This is a genomic window from Streptomyces sp. NPDC111516 (assembly GCF_055635345.1).
The window spans coordinates 970,269-986,675 of the sequence record NZ_JBVKBV010000001.1; the positions used below are offsets into that span (position 1 = coordinate 970,269).

Here is a 16,407-nt window from a genome sequence, read left to right on the forward strand (position 1 = left end):
CGTGGGCGGCCACCGAAACTCCCCGCATGCGTACCTACCGGGAACTCTTCCGGGCGCCGCAGTTCGGACCGCTCTTCGCGACCAGCGCCGTTCAGGTGGCCGGGTCGACGATGAGCGGGCTGGCCCTCGGCACCCTCGTCTATGCCGCGACCGATTCGCCGCTGCTCGCGGCCCTGTCCATGTTCGGCTCCTCCCTCGCCCAGGTGATCGGGGCGACCGTGCTGATGTCGGCGGCGGACCGCCTGCCGCCACGGGCCGCGATGACCGGCATGGCACTCGTCTTCGGGCTGGCCACCGCCGTCCTCGCCGTTCCCGGGCTTCCGTTGCCGGTGGTCTTCGCGATCATCCTGATCGAGGGCGTGATCGCCGCCGTGGGTGGCGGGGTGCGGTACGGCCTGCTCAATGAGGTGCTGCCCAAGGACGGTTATCTGCTGGGGCGTTCGGTACTGAACATGTGCGTCGGCCTGATGCAGATCGGCGGTTTCGCGCTCGGCGGTCTCCTGGTGACGACGCTGTCCGCGCGCGGCACGCTGCTGGTCGCGGCCGCCTTGTATCTGACCGGTGCGGCCGTCGCCCGGTTCGGCCTGGCCCGCCGTCCGCCGCGCGCCTCGGGGCGGCCGTCGGTCGCCGAGACGTGGCGGACCAATGCCGTCCTGTGGTCGTCCCGGTCCCGGCGCCGGGTCTACCTCGCGCTCTGGGTGCCGAACGGGCTGATCGTCGGCTGCGAGTCGCTGTTCGTCCCGTACGCCCCCGAGCACGCGGGGCTCCTCTTCGCCTGTGCCGCGCTGGGGATGCTCATCGGGGACACCGTGGCGGGCCGGTTCATCGCACAGCACTGGCGGGGGCGGCTGGCCACGCCGATGCAACTGCTTCTGGCCGCCCCGTATCTGCTCTTCGCCGCGCGTCCGGCGCTGCCGCTCACGTTCGTCCTGGCCGCGCTCGCCTCGGTCGGGTTCTCGGCGAGTCTGCTGTTCCAGGAGCGGCTGATGACCCTGACTCCGCACGAGATCACCGGTCAGGCGCTCGGGCTGCACTCCTCCGGCATGCTCACCATGCAGGGCGTCGCGGCAGCGCTCGCGGGCGCCGTCGCCCAGTGGACCTCGCCGGGGACGGCGATGACCGTGATGGCGGCGGCCTCGCTCGCGGTCACCCTGGCGCTGGCGACGGCCGGGCGGTGGGCTGCGGGAGCGGTGGACAACGTGGAGCCCCGCGGGACTTCGGAAGCGGTGGACGTCACGGGTTCTGCTGGTCGACAAGCGTGACCGGCTCCTGCTGCTGTGCGGCAGGGACCCGAGGCGGGACGATGCCCGGTGGTGGTCGTTCGGAACCAACTCGGGTGCGCCGTCGGGCCATCGCTCGGTAGTTTCGGCTGCGTCTTGACGGAGCATCCGCGCTCCTGACCGGTCTCGGTAAACCCCGAATGGGCAAAGGAAAACATGTTAAAGACGTATCGCGCTGTGCAGTTCACGGAGTACGGCGGACCCGAGGTATTGCACGTTGTGGATTGCGAGGTGCCGGGCCCAGGTCCTGGGGAGGTGCTGGTCGAGGTCCGGGCCGCAGGGGTGAACCCGCTGGACTGGCAGCTGCGCAGCGGGGCCGTCGCGGCGATGATGCCGGTGGAGCTTCCCGCCGTGCCCGGGGGCGACGTCGCCGGTGTCGTGCGGGACGTCGGCGAAGGCGTGAGCGACTTCGTGGCGGGTGACGAGGTCTTCGGTTCGATCGGTACGGGCGGCTGCGCCGAGTTCGTGTCGGCGCCCGCGGCTCAGCTCGCGCGCAAGCCCGCGAGCGTGCCGTGGGAGGTAGCGGCCGGACTGCCGGTTGCGGTCAACACGGCCTACCAGGCGCTCGACGACCTCGGCGTGAAGACCGGGGAGACGCTGGTGGTGGACGGGGCCGCCGGTGGTGTCGGGGCCGTGGCCGTGCAGATCGCCAGGCATCTCGGCGCAACCGTGATCGGTACGGCGAGCGAGCGCAACCATGCCTACCTGCGCTCGCTCGGCACCGAGCCGGTGACCTACGGGAAAGGTCTCGCCGAGCGGGTCCGTTCCCTCGCACCGAACGGCGTGGACGCGGCATTCGACACGGCGGGAAAGGGCTCGTTGCCGGAACTCGTCGAGATGGCCGGCGGGCCGGAACGCGTGGTCACCATCGCCGACCACCGGGCGGAGGAACACGGCGTGCGCTTTGTGTTCGCCGGCGCCGGTGAGATCCGGGAGCGCCTTGAGCGGGCAGCCGCGCTGGTCGTGGCCGGCGAACTCACCCTGTCGGTGGCACGGACGTACCCGCTGTCCCGGACGGCCGACGCCCACCGGGAGAGCGAGGGCGGCCACGTACGCGGCAAGCTGATCATCGTGCCGGACCGACGCGATGTCCGCCCCGGGAACGCCTGAAGGCGCCGACCCGGTCACCGGCGGATTTCAGCGCGGTATGAGGCCGACCTCCAGCAGCGGCAGTTCGCGGCCGGGGATCGAGCCCGACGGGGTCGCCCCGATCCGTACTGCGCCCATCGCGAGGTAGAACGGCTCCGCGTTCGGGTCGGCGTCGATGGTGAGGCGTTCGAAGCCGAGGCGACGGGCCTCCGTCATGGTGTGCTCGAACAGGAGCCGGCCGATGCCCCGGCCCAGGGCGTCCGGGGCGACGAACATCATGCCGAGGGCGCCGACGGGCGGGATGCCGTCCAAGGTGGTGAAGCCCAGGACGCGGCCGTCCTCCTCGGCGACCGTCGTGCGGCGGTGTTCGATGTCGGCCGGGTACATGGTCAGTTCGTCGCGGCAGGAGGCGAGGAACGCCTCGTCGTAGCCCCAGTGGGCCTTCGATGCCAGGGCCAGCTCGGTCAGCGCCCCGGCCTCGGACCGTCGTGCCGGTCGTACGTTCATGTCCGCCCGATCCCCTTCCCTCATCCCTCGGCAGCCCGCCGCACCCGAGACTGTCAGACCTCCCCGGCATGCTGCACCGTATGGACACGACGGACTTCTGGAATCTGATCGACGACGCCCGCGCCCGGGTCACCGACCCGGCGGATGCGGAGGCCGTCGCCGAGCGGGCCGCCGCGCTGCTCGGCGCCCGGTCCGTGGCCGACATCGTCACCGCGCAGCAGCTGCTCTGGGACCTGATGGCCGCCTCCTACCGGGCGCCGCTCTGGGCCGCGGCGTACACGATCAACGGCGGCTGTTCGGACGACGGCTTCGACTACTTCCGGGGCTGGCTGATAGCGCAGGGGCGTGCGGTGTTCGAGCGGGTCGTCGCCGATGCGGACACGCTGGCCGAGCTGCCGGAGATCAGGGCCGCGGCGCCCGAGGGCATGGAGATGGAGTGCGAGCGAATGCTCGGGGTGGCCTGGGATGCGCACCGGGCGGCGACGGGCGAGAATCTGCCCGCCGGCTCGTTCACGATCGACTACCCCGCCCTGGACCCGGAGTGGGACTTCGACTTCGACGACGCTGAGCGGGTGGCGCTGCGGCTGCCGAAGCTGGACGCGTTGTACGCGTGACGGAGCGGGCTACGGGCCCCGGCAGTCCGTGACTGGCGGGGCCCGCTCTCGTTGCGCCCGGCGCGCGGCCCTGCGCATCCGGGGATGATCCGATCGGGTCCTGCGTCCCCGTCCGGTCGACGAACTGCTCCCCGCTCGTGCGGGGCTACTCGAAGCTGGGCCCGGCGGTCCGGGTCCGCTTGATCTCGTAGAAGCCGGGGATCGACGCCACCATCAGCGTGCCGTCCCACAGCTTCGCCGCCTCCTCGCCCTTCGGGGCGGGGGTGACGACCGGGCCGAAGAAGGCGATCTGCTCGCCGTTCGCGCCCGGCACGGCGATGACCGGGGTGCCGACGTCCTGGCCGACCTTGTCGATGCCCTCCTTGTGGGAGGCGCGCAGCTCGGCGTCGTACGCGTCCGAGTCCGCGAAGTCAGCCAGCTCGGCCGGCAGGCCCACATCCTGGAGCGCGCCCACGATCGCCTCACGGGTGGGGCCCTCGCCCTGGTTGTGGAAGCGGGTGCCGAGCGCGGTGTAGAGCGGGCCGACGATGTCGTCGCCGTGCTTCTGCTGAGCGGCGATGACGACGCGGACCGGACCCCAGGCCTTCTCCAGCAGGTCGCGGTACTCCTCGGGGAGCTCGTCGAGCCTGTCCTCGTTGAGAACGGCAAGGCTCATCACATGCCAGCGGACCTCGACGTCGCGGACCTTCTCCACCTCCAGCATCCAGCGGGAGGTCATCCAGGCCCAGGGGCAGAGCGGGTCGAACCAGAAATCGGCAGGGGTCTTGCCGGCAGCCGTGCTGTTGTCAGACATCTCTCTCCTCGTAAGGGCATGCGCACCTGTGCCCGAGAACGCCTCAGGGCGCACCGGCCATTCCCCTATGCCGGGCCGAGTGGCGACATGGGAGGATCAAACCTATTCGAACGTGACACAAAGGAGTGTGCCCGTGCCTGGTGAGAACCTGTCCCGCGACGAGGCCCGCGTCCGGGCCGAGCTGCTGAGCGTCGACGGATACGAGGTCGCTCTCGATCTGCGTTCCGCCGTCGGCGGGGCCGACAAAGACGGCGACGAGACCGCCGGGCCGCGGACCTTCCGCTCGGTGACCACGATCCGGTTCCGTGCCGCGCGGGCGGGGGCGTCGACCTTCGTGGATCTGGTGGCTCCGAGCGTGAACGCGGTGACGCTGAACGGGCGCCCGCTGGACCCCGCCGCCGTCTTCAACGGGACGCGGGTGGCGCTGGAGGACCTGCCGGAGGGCGAGAATCTCCTGGTGGTCGACGCGCAGTGCGCGTACAGCCGGACCGGTGAGGGCATGCACCGGTTCGTCGACCCGGAGGACGGCGAGGTCTACCTCTACACGCAGTACGAGCCGGCCGACTCGCGCCGGGTCTTCGCGAACTTCGAGCAGCCCGACCTGAAGGCTCCATACCGCTTCGAGGTGGCGGCGCCCGAGGGCTGGACGGTCTGGAGCAACGGGGCCGTCGAGTCGCGGGACGGCGTGGTGTGGCGGTTCGCCGAGACGAAGCCGATCTCGACGTACATCACGGCGATCGTGGCCGGTCCGTACCACTACGTCACCGACTCCTACAGCCGTACGTTCGACGACGGTACGAAGCTGGAGATCCCGCTCGGCGCGCTGTGCCGCAAGGGGCTGGCCCGGCATTTCGACGCAGACGACGTCTTCCTCGTCACCAAACAGGGTCTGGACTTCTTCCACGACAACTTCGACTACCCGTATCCGTTCGGGAAGTACGACCAGGCGTTCGTGCCGGAGTACAACCTCGGCGCGATGGAGAACCCGGGCTGTGTCACGTTCCGCGAGGAGTACATCTTCCGCGGCAAGGTGACGCAGGCGGCGTACGAGAGCCGGGCCAACGTCATCCTGCACGAGATGGCGCACATGTGGTTCGGTGACCTCGTCACCATGCAGTGGTGGGACGACCTGTGGCTGAAGGAGTCGTTCGCCGACTTCATGGGCGTCTTCGCGATGGTCGAGTCGACCCGTTTCGAGGACGGCTGGATCACCTTCGCCAACAACCGCAAGTCCTGGGCGTACCGGGCCGATCAGCTGCCGTCCACGCACCCGATCACGGCCGACATCCGTGACCTGGAGGACGCCAAGCTCAACTTCGACGGGATCACGTACGCCAAGGGCGCCTCGGTGCTGAAGCAGCTGGTGGCGTACGTGGGGCGAGAGGCGTTCCTGGAGGGCGCCCGGCGCTACTTCAAGAAGCACGCCTACGGCAACACGCAGCTGGGCGATCTGCTGTCCGTCCTGGCCGAGACGTCCGGGCGTGACATGACCGCCTGGTCGCGGTCGTGGCTGCAGACCGCGGGCGTCAACTCGCTGACCCCGGTGGTGGCATACGACTCGGCGGACCGGATCACGGAGCTGGCGGTGCTCCAGGAGGCGGCCGAATCCCACCCGGAACTGCGGCCGCACCGGGTCGCGGTCGGCCTGTACCGGCGCGCCGCCGACGGCGACCTGGTGCGGTACGCGCGCGCCGAGGTCGATGTGGCGGGGCCGCGCACGGTGGTCGGGGAGCTGGCGGGGGCCGAGCGGCCCGAGCTGATCCTGGTCAACGACGACGACCTCACGTACTGCAAGGTCCGCTTCGACGAGGTGTCCCTGGCCACGCTGCGGGCGCACCTCGGTGACATGACCGACCCGCTGGCTCGGGCGCTGTGCTGGTCCGCGCTGTGGAACCTGACCCGGGACGGGCTGATGCCGGCCCGCGATTTCGTCTCGCTCGTGCTGGCCTTCTCCGGCCGGGAGTCCGACATCGGCGTGCTCCAGATGCTGCACACCTGGACGCGGACCGCGCTCACGCACTACGTGGCGCCCGGGGGGCGCGAGGAGGGCGGCCGGGCGCTGGCAGAGGGGGCGCTGCGGGAGCTGCGGGTCGCCGAACCGGGCAGCGAGCACCAGTTGGCGTGGGCGCGGTTCTTCGCGTCGGTCGCCGACTCGGACTCCGACTTCCAGCTGTTGTCCGGGCTGCTGGACGGCTCGGCCCGGATCGACGGGCTGGACGTCGACCAGGAGCTGCGGTGGGCGTTGCTGTCCCCGTTGGCGGCGCACGGGGTGGCCGACGAGTCGGTCATCGATGCCGAACTGGCCCGCGACGACACGGCGTCCGGGAAGCGGCACCAGGTGCGGTGCCTGGCCTCGCGGCCGTCGGCTGCGGTGAAGGCGCAGGCGTGGGCCGGGGTCGTGGAGTCGGACGCACTGTCCAACGCGTTGGTGGAGGCGACGATCACGGGCTTCGAGCAGTCGTCGCAGCGGGAGTTGCTGGCGCCGTACGCGGACAAGTACTTCGCCGCGATCGAGCGGGTGTGGGCCGAGCGGTCGATCCAGATCGGCGTGATCGTGGTCAAGGGCCTGTTCCCGGCGCTTCAGGACGATCCGTCGACGCTGGCGGCGACGGACGCGTGGCTGACCGCGCACGAGGACGCGGCGCCGGCGCTGCGGAGGCTGGTGCTGGAGGCGCGGGACGATCTGGCCCGGGCGTTGCGGGCGCAGGGGTGTGACGCGGAGGCGGCTGCGGGGGCCGGGATCTGACGGGTGCGCCCCGGCCGGGCGCCCCGGCTCCGTCCTCGATCGCCGGACGGGCCGGGGGCCGGGCCGGGGGTGCCCGGGTGGGTGGACGATCCGCACTGGTCAGGTCTTTTCGATTGTCGAACACGCGCGCTTTAGGGCGGCGTTGTCCTGAATTGTCGACGGGTGTGTAACAGGGGTTAACACCGCGACCGCGTGCGGGATACCCCGGAGCATGACCCAGAACACTCCTCTCTCCCCCGGTCACCTCCGCATCGCCGACGATGCCCGTCAACGGGTGCTGTCCGCAGCACAGTTGAGGACCCACGGCGTGTCCGTCGCGGCGGCCGCCGCGCAATGCAGGACCGGTGGGCCGTGGCAGCAGCCGCTGCCCGGCGTGTATGTCCTGCACCCGGAGCCGCCCACCGGCGAGGAACTGCTGCGTGCCGCCCTGCTGTACGCCGGACGACCACTGGCCTCCGATGGTCGCCGACGGGATGCGGGCGCGGAGTCCGGGTACGGCGAGGCCATGATCACCGGGCTTGCCGCGCTCGCCCTGCACGGGTTCGCCGCCGCGCCGCCGTCCGCTTCGGCGACCAGGATCGATGTGCTGGTGCCGCGCACCCGGCGGCTGCGCTCGGTCCGGTACGTGCGCCTGGTGCGGGCCGCCGAACCGCCCCGCCCCGAGGAGGTGCGGGGCCTGCCCGTGGCTCCGGTGGAGCGGGCGCTCACGGACGCGGTCGCCGGGCTGGAGGACGCCTCGGCCGTACGCCGCCTGCTCACCGAGGCGGTCCGCGGCGAGCACTGCGAACCGGCCACCGTCGTACGCGAGTTGAACCGGGCCGAACTGCTGGGCCACCCCCATGTGATGGACGCCGTCGACGCGTTGCTCGCCGAGGGCCGGGCACTGGCGGAGAAGCGGCTGTACGACACGGTGCGGTCGTACGGCCTGCCGGAGCCGCTGTGGAACGTGGACCTGCGGTTGCCCGGCGGCCCGCATCTGGGCGGGGTCGACGCCTACTGGCCCGAGGAGGCCGTCGCCGTGGTTCTCGACACCAGGGCACCCCTGCACAGCAGGCTCGGCGACGACCGGCGCCAGGAGGAGCACGACGCGCAGTGGTCCGCGTACACCGCCGAGCGGGAGCATCTGGAGCGGCTCGGCGTCACCGTCGTCCATCTCTCGCCGAAGAACCTTCGCGACGCGAAGGAACAACAGGCGGTCGCGGTACAGACCGCGTTGATGGCGGCGGCCGATCGCGAACCGGCCGCGTACGTGATGATCCTCCCTCGCTGAAAGCCGGGCCGCACAGGCCACTTATGCACCACATCATCCCTGATGGCACATCAGCCACAGTGGCGGGATTCCGCCATGTCACCATCTCGCGCACCCCAACTCTCCACAACCCCTGTCATTTACGAAAGGGTGAGCGGTCATCCGGTACCGAATTCCGGACTCTCTCTTTCACTTCAGGGATGCTGATGACCACCGAGTCCCCCAGTTCCATACCCGGGGCGAGACGCGCGGCCCGAGTCGCTGCCGCCGCCGGTCTGGTGGCCGCGCTGGCCGCCACCGGCGCCGCCCCGGTCTTTGCCGCCGACGACCCCGCCCCCGCACCAGTCAAGTCCGCCGCGAAGGGCGCCACGAGCGACAAGCTCGGCGCGACCGACGCCGACGTTCTGGCCAAGGCCAAGGCCAAGGGCGAGAAGAACATCACCATGATGGTCGCCACCGCTCCCGGTGCGACCGCGCAGGTCGCCAAGCAACTGGACGCCGTCGAGGGGTCCGTGCTGGGACGTACGTACGACAAGCTCGGCTACGTACGGGCCACCGTGCCCACCGCGTCGGCCGACGCGACCATCAAGGCGGCCGCCAAGCTGTCGTCCGTCCAGGGCATCGATCTCAAGCAGGAGATCAAGCTGGACGACCCGACGCCCGCCGCCGACCGGGCAGCCGGTTCCACGGCCGGGGTCAAGTCGACCGGCAGCTATCCGGCGCCTGGCAAGAAGACCCCGGCGAAGAACCCGTACAACCCGTCCTTCGAGACGGGCGCGGTCGACTTCGTCGCGCAGCACCCGAAGGCCGACGGCCGCGGGGTGACCATCGGCATCCTCGACTCCGGTGTCGACCTCGGCCACCCGGCGCTGCAGAAGACGACCACGGGCGCCCGCAAGATCGTCGACTGGGTGACCGCCACGGACCCGGTCAGCGACGGCGACGGCACCTGGCTGCGGATGACGGACGCCGTGTCCGGCCCGACGTTCACGTACCAGGGCCGTACGTACAAGGCGCCGGACGGCGACTACAAGATCAAGATGTTCGCCGAGGCCGCCACCAAGGGCGGCGACATGGCGGGCGACCTGAACCGCGACGGTGACACCACCGACACGTGGGCCGTGCTCTACGACCCGGTCACCGGCACCACGCGCGTCGACCTGAACAACAACGGCGACTTCACCGACGACACCGCTCTGAAGCCGTACAAGGAGAACCACCAGGTCTCCTACTTCGGCACGGACGACCCGCGGACCGACGTCGTCGAGCGCATCCCGTTCGTCGTGGAGACGCGCAAGAACGTCGTCTACAACGCGGCCGGCGCCACGTCCGACTACGTGAACATCGGCGTCATCGAGAGCGAGCACGGCACCCACGTCGCGGGCATCACCTCCGCGAACGGTCTGTTCGGCGGCAAGATGAACGGCGCCGCGCCCGGCGCGCAGATCGTCTCCTCGCGCGCCTGCACCTGGTCCGGCGGCTGCACCAACATCGCGCTCACCGAGGGCATGATCGACCTCGTCGTGAACCGCGGTGTCGATGTCGTCAACATGTCGATCGGTGGCCTGCCGCCGCTCAACGACGGCGAGAACGCCCGCGCGAGGCTGTACAAGCGGCTCATCGACATGTACGGCGTCCAGCTGGTCATCTCGGCCGGCAACGACGGTCCGGGTGTGAACACCATCGGCGACCCCGGCCTCGCCGACCACGTCATCTCCGTCGGCGCGTCCATCTCCAAGGAGACGTGGGCCGCCAACTACGGCTCGAACGTCACCAAGAAGTACGACATGCTGCCGTTCTCCTCGCGCGGCCCGCGTGAGGACGGTGGCTTCACGCCGACCCTGACGGCCCCGGGTGCCGCGATCAACAGCACCCAGACCTGGCTGCCCGGTGGCCCGGTCAAGGAGGCGGGCTACGACCTGCCGGCCGGTTACTCCATGCTGCAGGGCACCTCGATGGCCTCGCCCCAGGCCGCCGGTGCTACCGCGCTGCTGCTGTCGGCCGCGAAGCAGAAGCACATCGAGCTGCCGCCCGCCGACCTGCGCACCGCGCTGACCAGCACCGCCACCCACATCGAGGACGTGCCCGCGCACGCCCAGGGCTCCGGTCTGATCAACATCGTCGACGCCTGGAAGCTCATCGAGAAGCAGGGTGCCCCGGCGCACGAGTACGCGGTGAAGGCCCCGGTCGACACGAGCCTCTCCGACCGGCTCAAGACCCCGGGCTTCGGCACCGGCCTCTACGACCGCAACGGCGGCCTGAAGGTCGGCCAGAAGAAGTCGTACGACATCACGATCACCCGGACCACGGGTCCGGACACGGCCGTCAAGCACCAGCTGTCCTGGAAGAACAACGACGGCACCTTCGAGCTGACCGGTCCCGGCACGGTCTCCCTGCCGCTCGGCAAGCCGGTCACCGTCAAGGTCCAGGCGAAGCCGGGCAGCGCGGGCGTCCACAGCGCGATCCTGCAGGTGGACGACAACAAGACCGCCGGCGTGGACCAGCAGATCCTGACCACGGTGGTCGTCTCCAAGGAGCTCGTGAAGCCCGGCTACGCGTTCAATGCGTCCGGCTCGGTGCAGCGCAACAGCAGCACGTCGTACTTCGTGACCGTGCCGGAGGGCGCCAAGACCCTTGAGGTCGCGATGAGCGCGCTGCGCTCGGGCAGCCAGACCCGCTTCATCTCGATCCACCCGTACGGGGTGCAGATGGAGAGCAGCTCCACGATCTTCTGCTACCCGAACTACGAGAGCCCGACCAACACCTGCCGCCCCGACGTGCGCTCCTACAAGGACCCGCAGGCGGGCGTCTGGGAGATCGAGGTCGAGGCACGGCGTACGTCGCCGCTGCTGGACAACCCGTACAAGCTGGACGTCTCGCTGCTCGGTGCGACCTTCGACCCGGCGGTGCAGACCATCGCCGAGGCGAAGATCGGCACGCCCGCCCCGGTGACCTGGAAGGCCACCAACAACGCGGGTGACCTGGTGGGCTCGCTCAAGGGCGGCTCGCTGGGCTCGGCCAAGGTCGCCAAGCCGTCGATCAAGACGGGCGACGAGCAGGAGTTCGAGGTCACCATCGGTGAGGGCGTCGAGAAGCTGGACGTCGCCATCGGCGGTACGTCGGACGCCAACGCGGACCTGGACCTGTACGTCTTCCGGGGCAACACCCAGGTCGGCAAGTCCACCACGGCCGGCTCCGAGGAGTCGGTCAGCCTGCTGAAGCCCGCCGCCGGTACGTACACCGTCGTGATCGACGGCTACAGCGTTCCGGCCGGGACCACCACGTACGACTACCGCGATGTGTACTACGCGCCGTCGCTCGGCACGATCAAGGTCGACGAGTCGAAGGCCGTGAACCTGGCCAACGGCGCCTCCGCCCAGGTCGGTGCCGAGGTATCCGTCGCCGGAGCGGCCCCCGAGGGCCGGCAGTTCTTCGGCGAGGTCCACCTGGTGAACGGCCGCGGGACCGCGGCGGGCACCGGCAGCGTCGTGATCGAGAAGGTCACGCCGTAACGACCGCCGTGTCCAGTATGTGATCCGTACGACAGTGGGGCGGGGGCTCGGCGGAGCTCCCGCCCCACTGCCATGTGCGCGGGTGCGACGTTGCGTCGCAGTTGGCCAAAGTGTTGCGGAGTACGGGCACTCCGGGCCGGACCGCCGCACCGGGCGGAACCTGTCCACACCACGGACAATGAATTGGACAAGGAAGCCGTGGACATACGCATGATGGATGCGGCAACCGTGCCAGTTCGTACGTTCGAAGGAGTTCCCGTGAAGGTCGGAATCGTCGGCGCCACCGGTCAGGTCGGCACAGTCATGCGCGGGATCCTGGCCGAGCGGAAGTTCCCGGTCGGCGAGCTGCGACTGTTCGCCTCCGCGCGCTCCGCGGGCTCCACCATCGAGTGGGAGGGCCGGGAGATCACCGTCGAGGACGCCTCGACGGCCGACTACTCCGGGCTGGACATCGTGTTGTTCTCGGCCGGTGGCGCCACGTCGAAGGCGCTCGCCGAGAAGGTCGCCGCGCAGGGCGCCGTCGTGATCGACAACTCCTCCGCCTGGCGCAAGGACCCCGAGGTCCCGCTGGTCGTCTCCGAGGTCAACGCGCACGCGATCACGAACCGGCCCAAGGGCATCATCGCCAACCCGAACTGCACCACGATGGCCGCCATGCCCGTGCTGCGCCCGCTGCACGACGAGGCCGGTCTCCAGACGCTGACCGTCGCCACCTACCAGGCGGTGTCCGGCTCCGGGCTGGCCGGTGTCGCCGAGCTGCACGGCCAGGCGTCCAAGGTCGTCGCCGAGGCCGACAAGCTCACCCACGACGGCGACGCCGTCGACTTTCCCGAGCCGGGCGTCTACAAGCGTCCGATCGCCTTCAACGTGCTCCCGCTGGCCGGCTCGATCGTCGACGACGGCTCCTTCGAGACCGACGAGGAGCAGAAGCTCCGCAACGAGTCCCGCAAGATCCTGGAGATCCCGGAGCTGAAGGTGTCCGGCACCTGTGTCCGGGTGCCGGTCTTCTCCGGCCACTCGTTGCAGGTCAACGCACGTTTCGCCCGTCCGATCAGCGTCGAGCGCGCCTACGAGCTGCTGAAGGACGCCCCGGGCGTCGAGATCTCCGAGATCCCCACCCCGCTCCAGGCCGCCGGCAAGGACGCCTCGTTCGTCGGCCGGATCCGGGTCGACGAGACCGTGGAGAACGGCCTCGCGCTCTTCGTCTCCAACGACAACCTGCGCAAGGGCGCGGCGCTGAACGCGGTCCAGATCGCGGAGCTGGTGGCGGCGGAGCTGAACGGCTGACGCCTCACGCGTGGAAGGGCGGCCACCGGGCACCGGTGGCCGCCCTTTCGTATCCGTCAGAGGGCGAGGTGCCGTCGCAGGGCGGCGTCGATCTCGGCCATACGCCGGCGCGGGACGACCCCGATCCGCTTCAGGACACGGTCCGGGGTGATGGCCCGGACCTGCTCGCACTGGACCTTCGAGTCCCTGGGCAGGCGGCACTCGTCAGCCCTGAGAAGGACCTGGAACGTGAGAACGCGGGCGGTGTTCGATGTCAGAGGCACGACGGTGATCACGCCTTTGCCGTTGAGCTCGACCGACTGGTTGGCGGCGTTGTTGGACACAATCACGGCCGGCCTGACCTTGTTGGCCTCACTGCCCCTGGCCGGATCCAGATCGACCAGATGGATGTCACCCCTGCGCATCGGCGATTCCGTCCCCGACCGTACGGTCCCAGAGCGCGGCGTCCTCGCTGGCGTCCCACTCCTCGAACGCCTCCGTGTACTCCGCCTCCAGACCGGCGGCGCGCAACAGCTCAATGGCGGCATGAATCACCGCGGACCGGGAATCGGCCTCCGTCTTCATGGCGTACTCGTCGACGAAGGCAACATCCTCCTGTGGCAAGCTCACACTGATCTTCATACCGTTGATGCTACCGCAGTAGTACACCTGAGGCTACTTCGCTCCGACATGCGGCATGCGCCATGCGACGTGGAAGGATGACCAAAACGTCACATACCAAGGAGATGACCGCGTGCCTGGCACCAATCTGACCCGCGAAGAGGCACAGGAGCGGGCGCGCCTGCTGACCGTGGACGCGTACGAGATCGATCTCGACCTCTCCGGAGCGCAGGAGGGCGGCACCTACCGGTCCGTCACCACCGTGCGCTTCGACTCCGCCGAGGCCGGTGCGGAGACCTTCATCGACCTGGTCGCCCCGGCCGTGCACGAGGTCGAGCTGAACGGCCGGGCGCTGGACGTCGCGGCCGTGTTCCGCGATTCACGCATCGCGCTCCCGCACCTGGCCGCGGGCTCCAACGAGCTGAAGGTCGTCGCCGACTGCTCGTACACCAACACGGGCGAGGGTCTGCACCGCTTCGTCGACCCGGTCGACGAGCAGGCGTACCTCTACACCCAGTTCGAGGTGCCGGACGCGCGCCGCGTCTTCGCCAGCTTCGAACAGCCCGACCTGAAGGCCACGTTCCGGTTCACCGTGAAGGCCCCGTCCGGCTGGACCGTGATCTCCAACTCGCCGACACCCGAGCCGCAGGACGACGTCTGGTCCTTCGAGCCGACGCCGCGCATCTCGACGTACATCACGGCGCTGATCGCCGGCCCGTACCACGCGGTGCACAGCAGCTACGAGAGGGACGGCCAGTCCGTTCCGCTCGGCATCTACTGCCGTCCGTCGCTGGCCGAGTTCCTCGACGCGGACGCGATCTTCGACGTGACGCGGCAGGGCTTCGACTGGTTCCAGGAGAAGTTCGACTACGCCTACCCGTTCGCCAAGTACGACCAGCTCTTCGTCCCCGAGTTCAACGCGGGCGCGATGGAGAACGCGGGCGCGGTCACCATCCGCGACCAGTACGTATTCCGTTCGAAGGTGACGGACGCGGCGTACGAGCGGCGCGCGGAGACCATCCTGCACGAGCTGGCGCACATGTGGTTCGGCGACCTCGTCACCATGGAGTGGTGGAACGACCTGTGGCTGAACGAGTCGTTCGCCACGTACACCTCGGTCGCCTGCCAGGCGTACGCGGAGGGCTCGAAGTGGCCGAACTCCTGGACCACGTTCGCCAACACCGAGAAGACCTGGGCCTACCGCCAGGACCAGCTGCCGTCCACGCACCCGATCATGGCGGACATCAGTGACCTGGACGACGTACTGGTCAACTTCGACGGGATCACGTACGCCAAGGGCGCCTCGGTCCTGAAGCAGCTGGTGGCGTACGTCGGCATGGACGCGTTCTTCACGGGCGTCCAGGCGTACTTCAAGGCGCACGCGTTCGGCAACACCCGGCTGTCCGACCTGCTGGGCGCGCTGGAGAAGACCTCCGGCCGCGACCTGAAGACCTGGTCGAAGGCGTGGCTGGAGACGGCGGGCATCAACATCCTGCGCCCGGAGATCGTCACGGACGAGAACGGTCACGTCACGTCGTTCACCGTCCTCCAGGAGGCCCCGGCCCTGCCCGCCGGCGCGAAGGGCGAGCCGACGCTGCGGCCGCACCGCATCGCGATCGGCTGCTACGACCTCGACGCCAACGGCAAGCTGGTCCGTACGAACCGGATCGAGCTGGACGTCGACGGCGCGCGCACGACGGTGCCGTTCCCGGCCGGCACCGCCCGCCCCGCCGTGATCCTGCTCAACGACGACGACCTGTCGTACGCGAAGGTCCGGCTCGACGAGGAGTCGCTGCGCGTCGTCACCGAACACCTCGGCGACTTCACCGAGTCCCTTCCCCGCGCGCTGTGCTGGGCCTCCGCGTGGGACATGACCCGTGACGGCGAGCTGGTGACCCGGGACTACCTCTCCCTGGTGCTCTCCGGCATCGGCAAGGAGTCGGACATCGGCGTCGTCCAGTCGCTGCACCGTCAGGTGAAGCTGGCGCTGGACCTGTACGCGGCGCCGCAGTGGCGCGAGGCCGGGCTGACGCGGTGGACCGAGGCCACGCTCGCGCACCTGCGCGCGGCGGAGCCGAGCAGCGACCACCAGCTGGCCTGGGCCCGCGCCTTCGCGGCGACGGCTCGCACCCCGCAGCAGCTGGACCTGCTGCAGTCGCTGCTCGACGGCAAGGAGACGGTCGAGGGTCTGGCCGTCGACACGGAGCTGCGCTGGGCGTTCGTCGAGCGGCTTGCCGCGACCGGTGTGTTCGAAGAGGACGAGATCGCCGGCGAGTACGAGCGCGACAGGACGGCGGCGGGCGAGCGCCACGCGGCGACCGCCCGCGCGGCACGCCCCACCGAGGAGGCGAAGGCGGAGGCGTGGGCCTCGGTCGTCGAGTCCGACAAGCTGCCGAACGCCGTCCAGGAGGCGGTCATCGCCGGCTTCGTCCAGACCGACCAGCGCGAGCTGCTCGCCCCGTACACGGAGAAGTACTTCGCGGCGGTCAAGGGCGTCTGGGAGTCGCGCAGCCACGAGATGGCGCAGCAGATCGCCGTCGGCCTCTACCCGGCCGTCCAGGTCTCGCAGGCCACCCTGGACGCCACGGACGCCTGGCTGTCCTCGGCGGAGCCGTCCGCGGCCCTGCGCCGCCTGATGTCCGAGTCCCGCGCGGGCGTGGAACGCGCGCTCAAGGCCCAGGCCGCGGACGCGGCGGCGGCTGTCGCGTAGGGCGGGTTCCGGGTTGCCGG

The 16,407-nt window shown here is 69.9% G+C and carries 12 protein-coding genes; 8 read left to right on the forward strand and 4 right to left on the reverse strand.

All coding sequences use genetic code 11. The features are described from left to right. Positions 1–26 precede the first annotated feature (26 nt). Together ACZ7L9_RS04540 and ACZ7L9_RS04545 are read left to right on the forward strand one after the other, a co-directional pair. On the forward strand, positions 27–1,262 hold the full coding sequence (locus ACZ7L9_RS04540; RefSeq protein ID WP_471412417.1) for an MFS transporter: 1,236 nt from the start codon (positions 27–29) through the stop codon (positions 1,260–1,262). 174 nt (positions 1,263–1,436) lie between these two features. Then, entirely contained in the window at positions 1,437–2,390 is a 954-nt protein-coding gene (locus ACZ7L9_RS04545) for an NADP-dependent oxidoreductase (RefSeq protein WP_471412418.1), read from the forward strand. 27 nt (positions 2,391–2,417) lie between these two features. Here ACZ7L9_RS04545 and ACZ7L9_RS04550 read toward each other — a convergent pair whose 3' ends face one another. Then, positions 2,418–2,876 (reverse strand): GNAT family N-acetyltransferase, encoded by a 459-nt coding sequence (locus ACZ7L9_RS04550; RefSeq protein ID WP_471412419.1) that lies wholly within the window; start codon positions 2,874–2,876, stop codon positions 2,418–2,420. A gap of 80 nt (positions 2,877–2,956) precedes the next feature. Here ACZ7L9_RS04550 and ACZ7L9_RS04555 point away from each other — a divergent pair, with 80 nt between their 5' ends. Further along, complete coding sequence (locus ACZ7L9_RS04555; RefSeq protein ID WP_471412421.1) at positions 2,957–3,490, forward strand: DUF4240 domain-containing protein; 534 nt, start codon at positions 2,957–2,959, stop codon at positions 3,488–3,490. A gap of 145 nt (positions 3,491–3,635) precedes the next feature. On the opposite strand, the gene ACZ7L9_RS04560 is transcribed toward ACZ7L9_RS04555, so the two are convergent. Further along, the gene (locus tag ACZ7L9_RS04560) at positions 3,636–4,283 is read right to left on the reverse strand and encodes a mycothiol-dependent nitroreductase Rv2466c family protein (protein WP_471412422.1); all 648 of its coding nucleotides are present in this window, start codon (positions 4,281–4,283) and stop codon (positions 3,636–3,638) included. Between the two features lie 133 nt (positions 4,284–4,416). Between ACZ7L9_RS04560 and pepN (ACZ7L9_RS04565) the strand changes: the two genes are divergently transcribed. The 4 genes from pepN (ACZ7L9_RS04565) to ACZ7L9_RS04580 all read left to right on the forward strand — a co-directional run bounded on the left by pepN (ACZ7L9_RS04565) (position 4,417) and on the right by ACZ7L9_RS04580 (position 13,077). Next, positions 4,417–7,029 carry an aminopeptidase N gene (gene pepN / locus ACZ7L9_RS04565; protein WP_471412424.1) on the forward strand — a complete coding sequence of 871 codons (2,613 nt, stop codon included), beginning with the start codon at positions 4,417–4,419 and terminating at the stop codon, positions 7,027–7,029. 211 nt (positions 7,030–7,240) lie between these two features. Continuing rightward, complete coding sequence (locus tag ACZ7L9_RS04570) at positions 7,241–8,299, forward strand: hypothetical protein (RefSeq protein WP_471412425.1); 1,059 nt, start codon at positions 7,241–7,243, stop codon at positions 8,297–8,299. Positions 8,300–8,478: 179 nt separating this feature from the next. Continuing rightward, a complete protein-coding gene (locus ACZ7L9_RS04575) occupies positions 8,479–11,790 on the forward strand; it encodes a S8 family serine peptidase (protein ID WP_471412427.1) in 3,312 nt (1,103 codons plus the stop codon). 258 nt (positions 11,791–12,048) lie between these two features. Beyond that, positions 12,049–13,077 carry an aspartate-semialdehyde dehydrogenase gene (locus tag ACZ7L9_RS04580; RefSeq protein WP_471412429.1) on the forward strand — a complete coding sequence of 343 codons (1,029 nt, stop codon included), beginning with the start codon at positions 12,049–12,051 and terminating at the stop codon, positions 13,075–13,077. Positions 13,078–13,133: 56 nt separating this feature from the next. Here ACZ7L9_RS04580 and ACZ7L9_RS04585 read toward each other — a convergent pair whose 3' ends face one another. Continuing rightward, positions 13,134–13,481, reverse strand: a complete 348-nt coding sequence (locus ACZ7L9_RS04585) for a type II toxin-antitoxin system PemK/MazF family toxin (protein WP_471412431.1) — start codon at positions 13,479–13,481, stop codon at positions 13,134–13,136. After that, positions 13,468–13,698, reverse strand: a complete 231-nt coding sequence (locus tag ACZ7L9_RS04590) for a ribbon-helix-helix domain-containing protein (RefSeq protein WP_471412433.1) — start codon at positions 13,696–13,698, stop codon at positions 13,468–13,470. The genes ACZ7L9_RS04585 and ACZ7L9_RS04590 overlap by 14 nt, the downstream gene beginning before the upstream one ends. A 112-nt stretch (positions 13,699–13,810) precedes the next feature. Between ACZ7L9_RS04590 and pepN (ACZ7L9_RS04595) the strand changes: the two genes are divergently transcribed. After that, positions 13,811–16,387, forward strand: a complete 2,577-nt coding sequence (gene pepN, locus ACZ7L9_RS04595) for an aminopeptidase N (RefSeq protein WP_471412434.1) — start codon at positions 13,811–13,813, stop codon at positions 16,385–16,387. Positions 16,388–16,407: the final 20 nt, after the last annotated feature.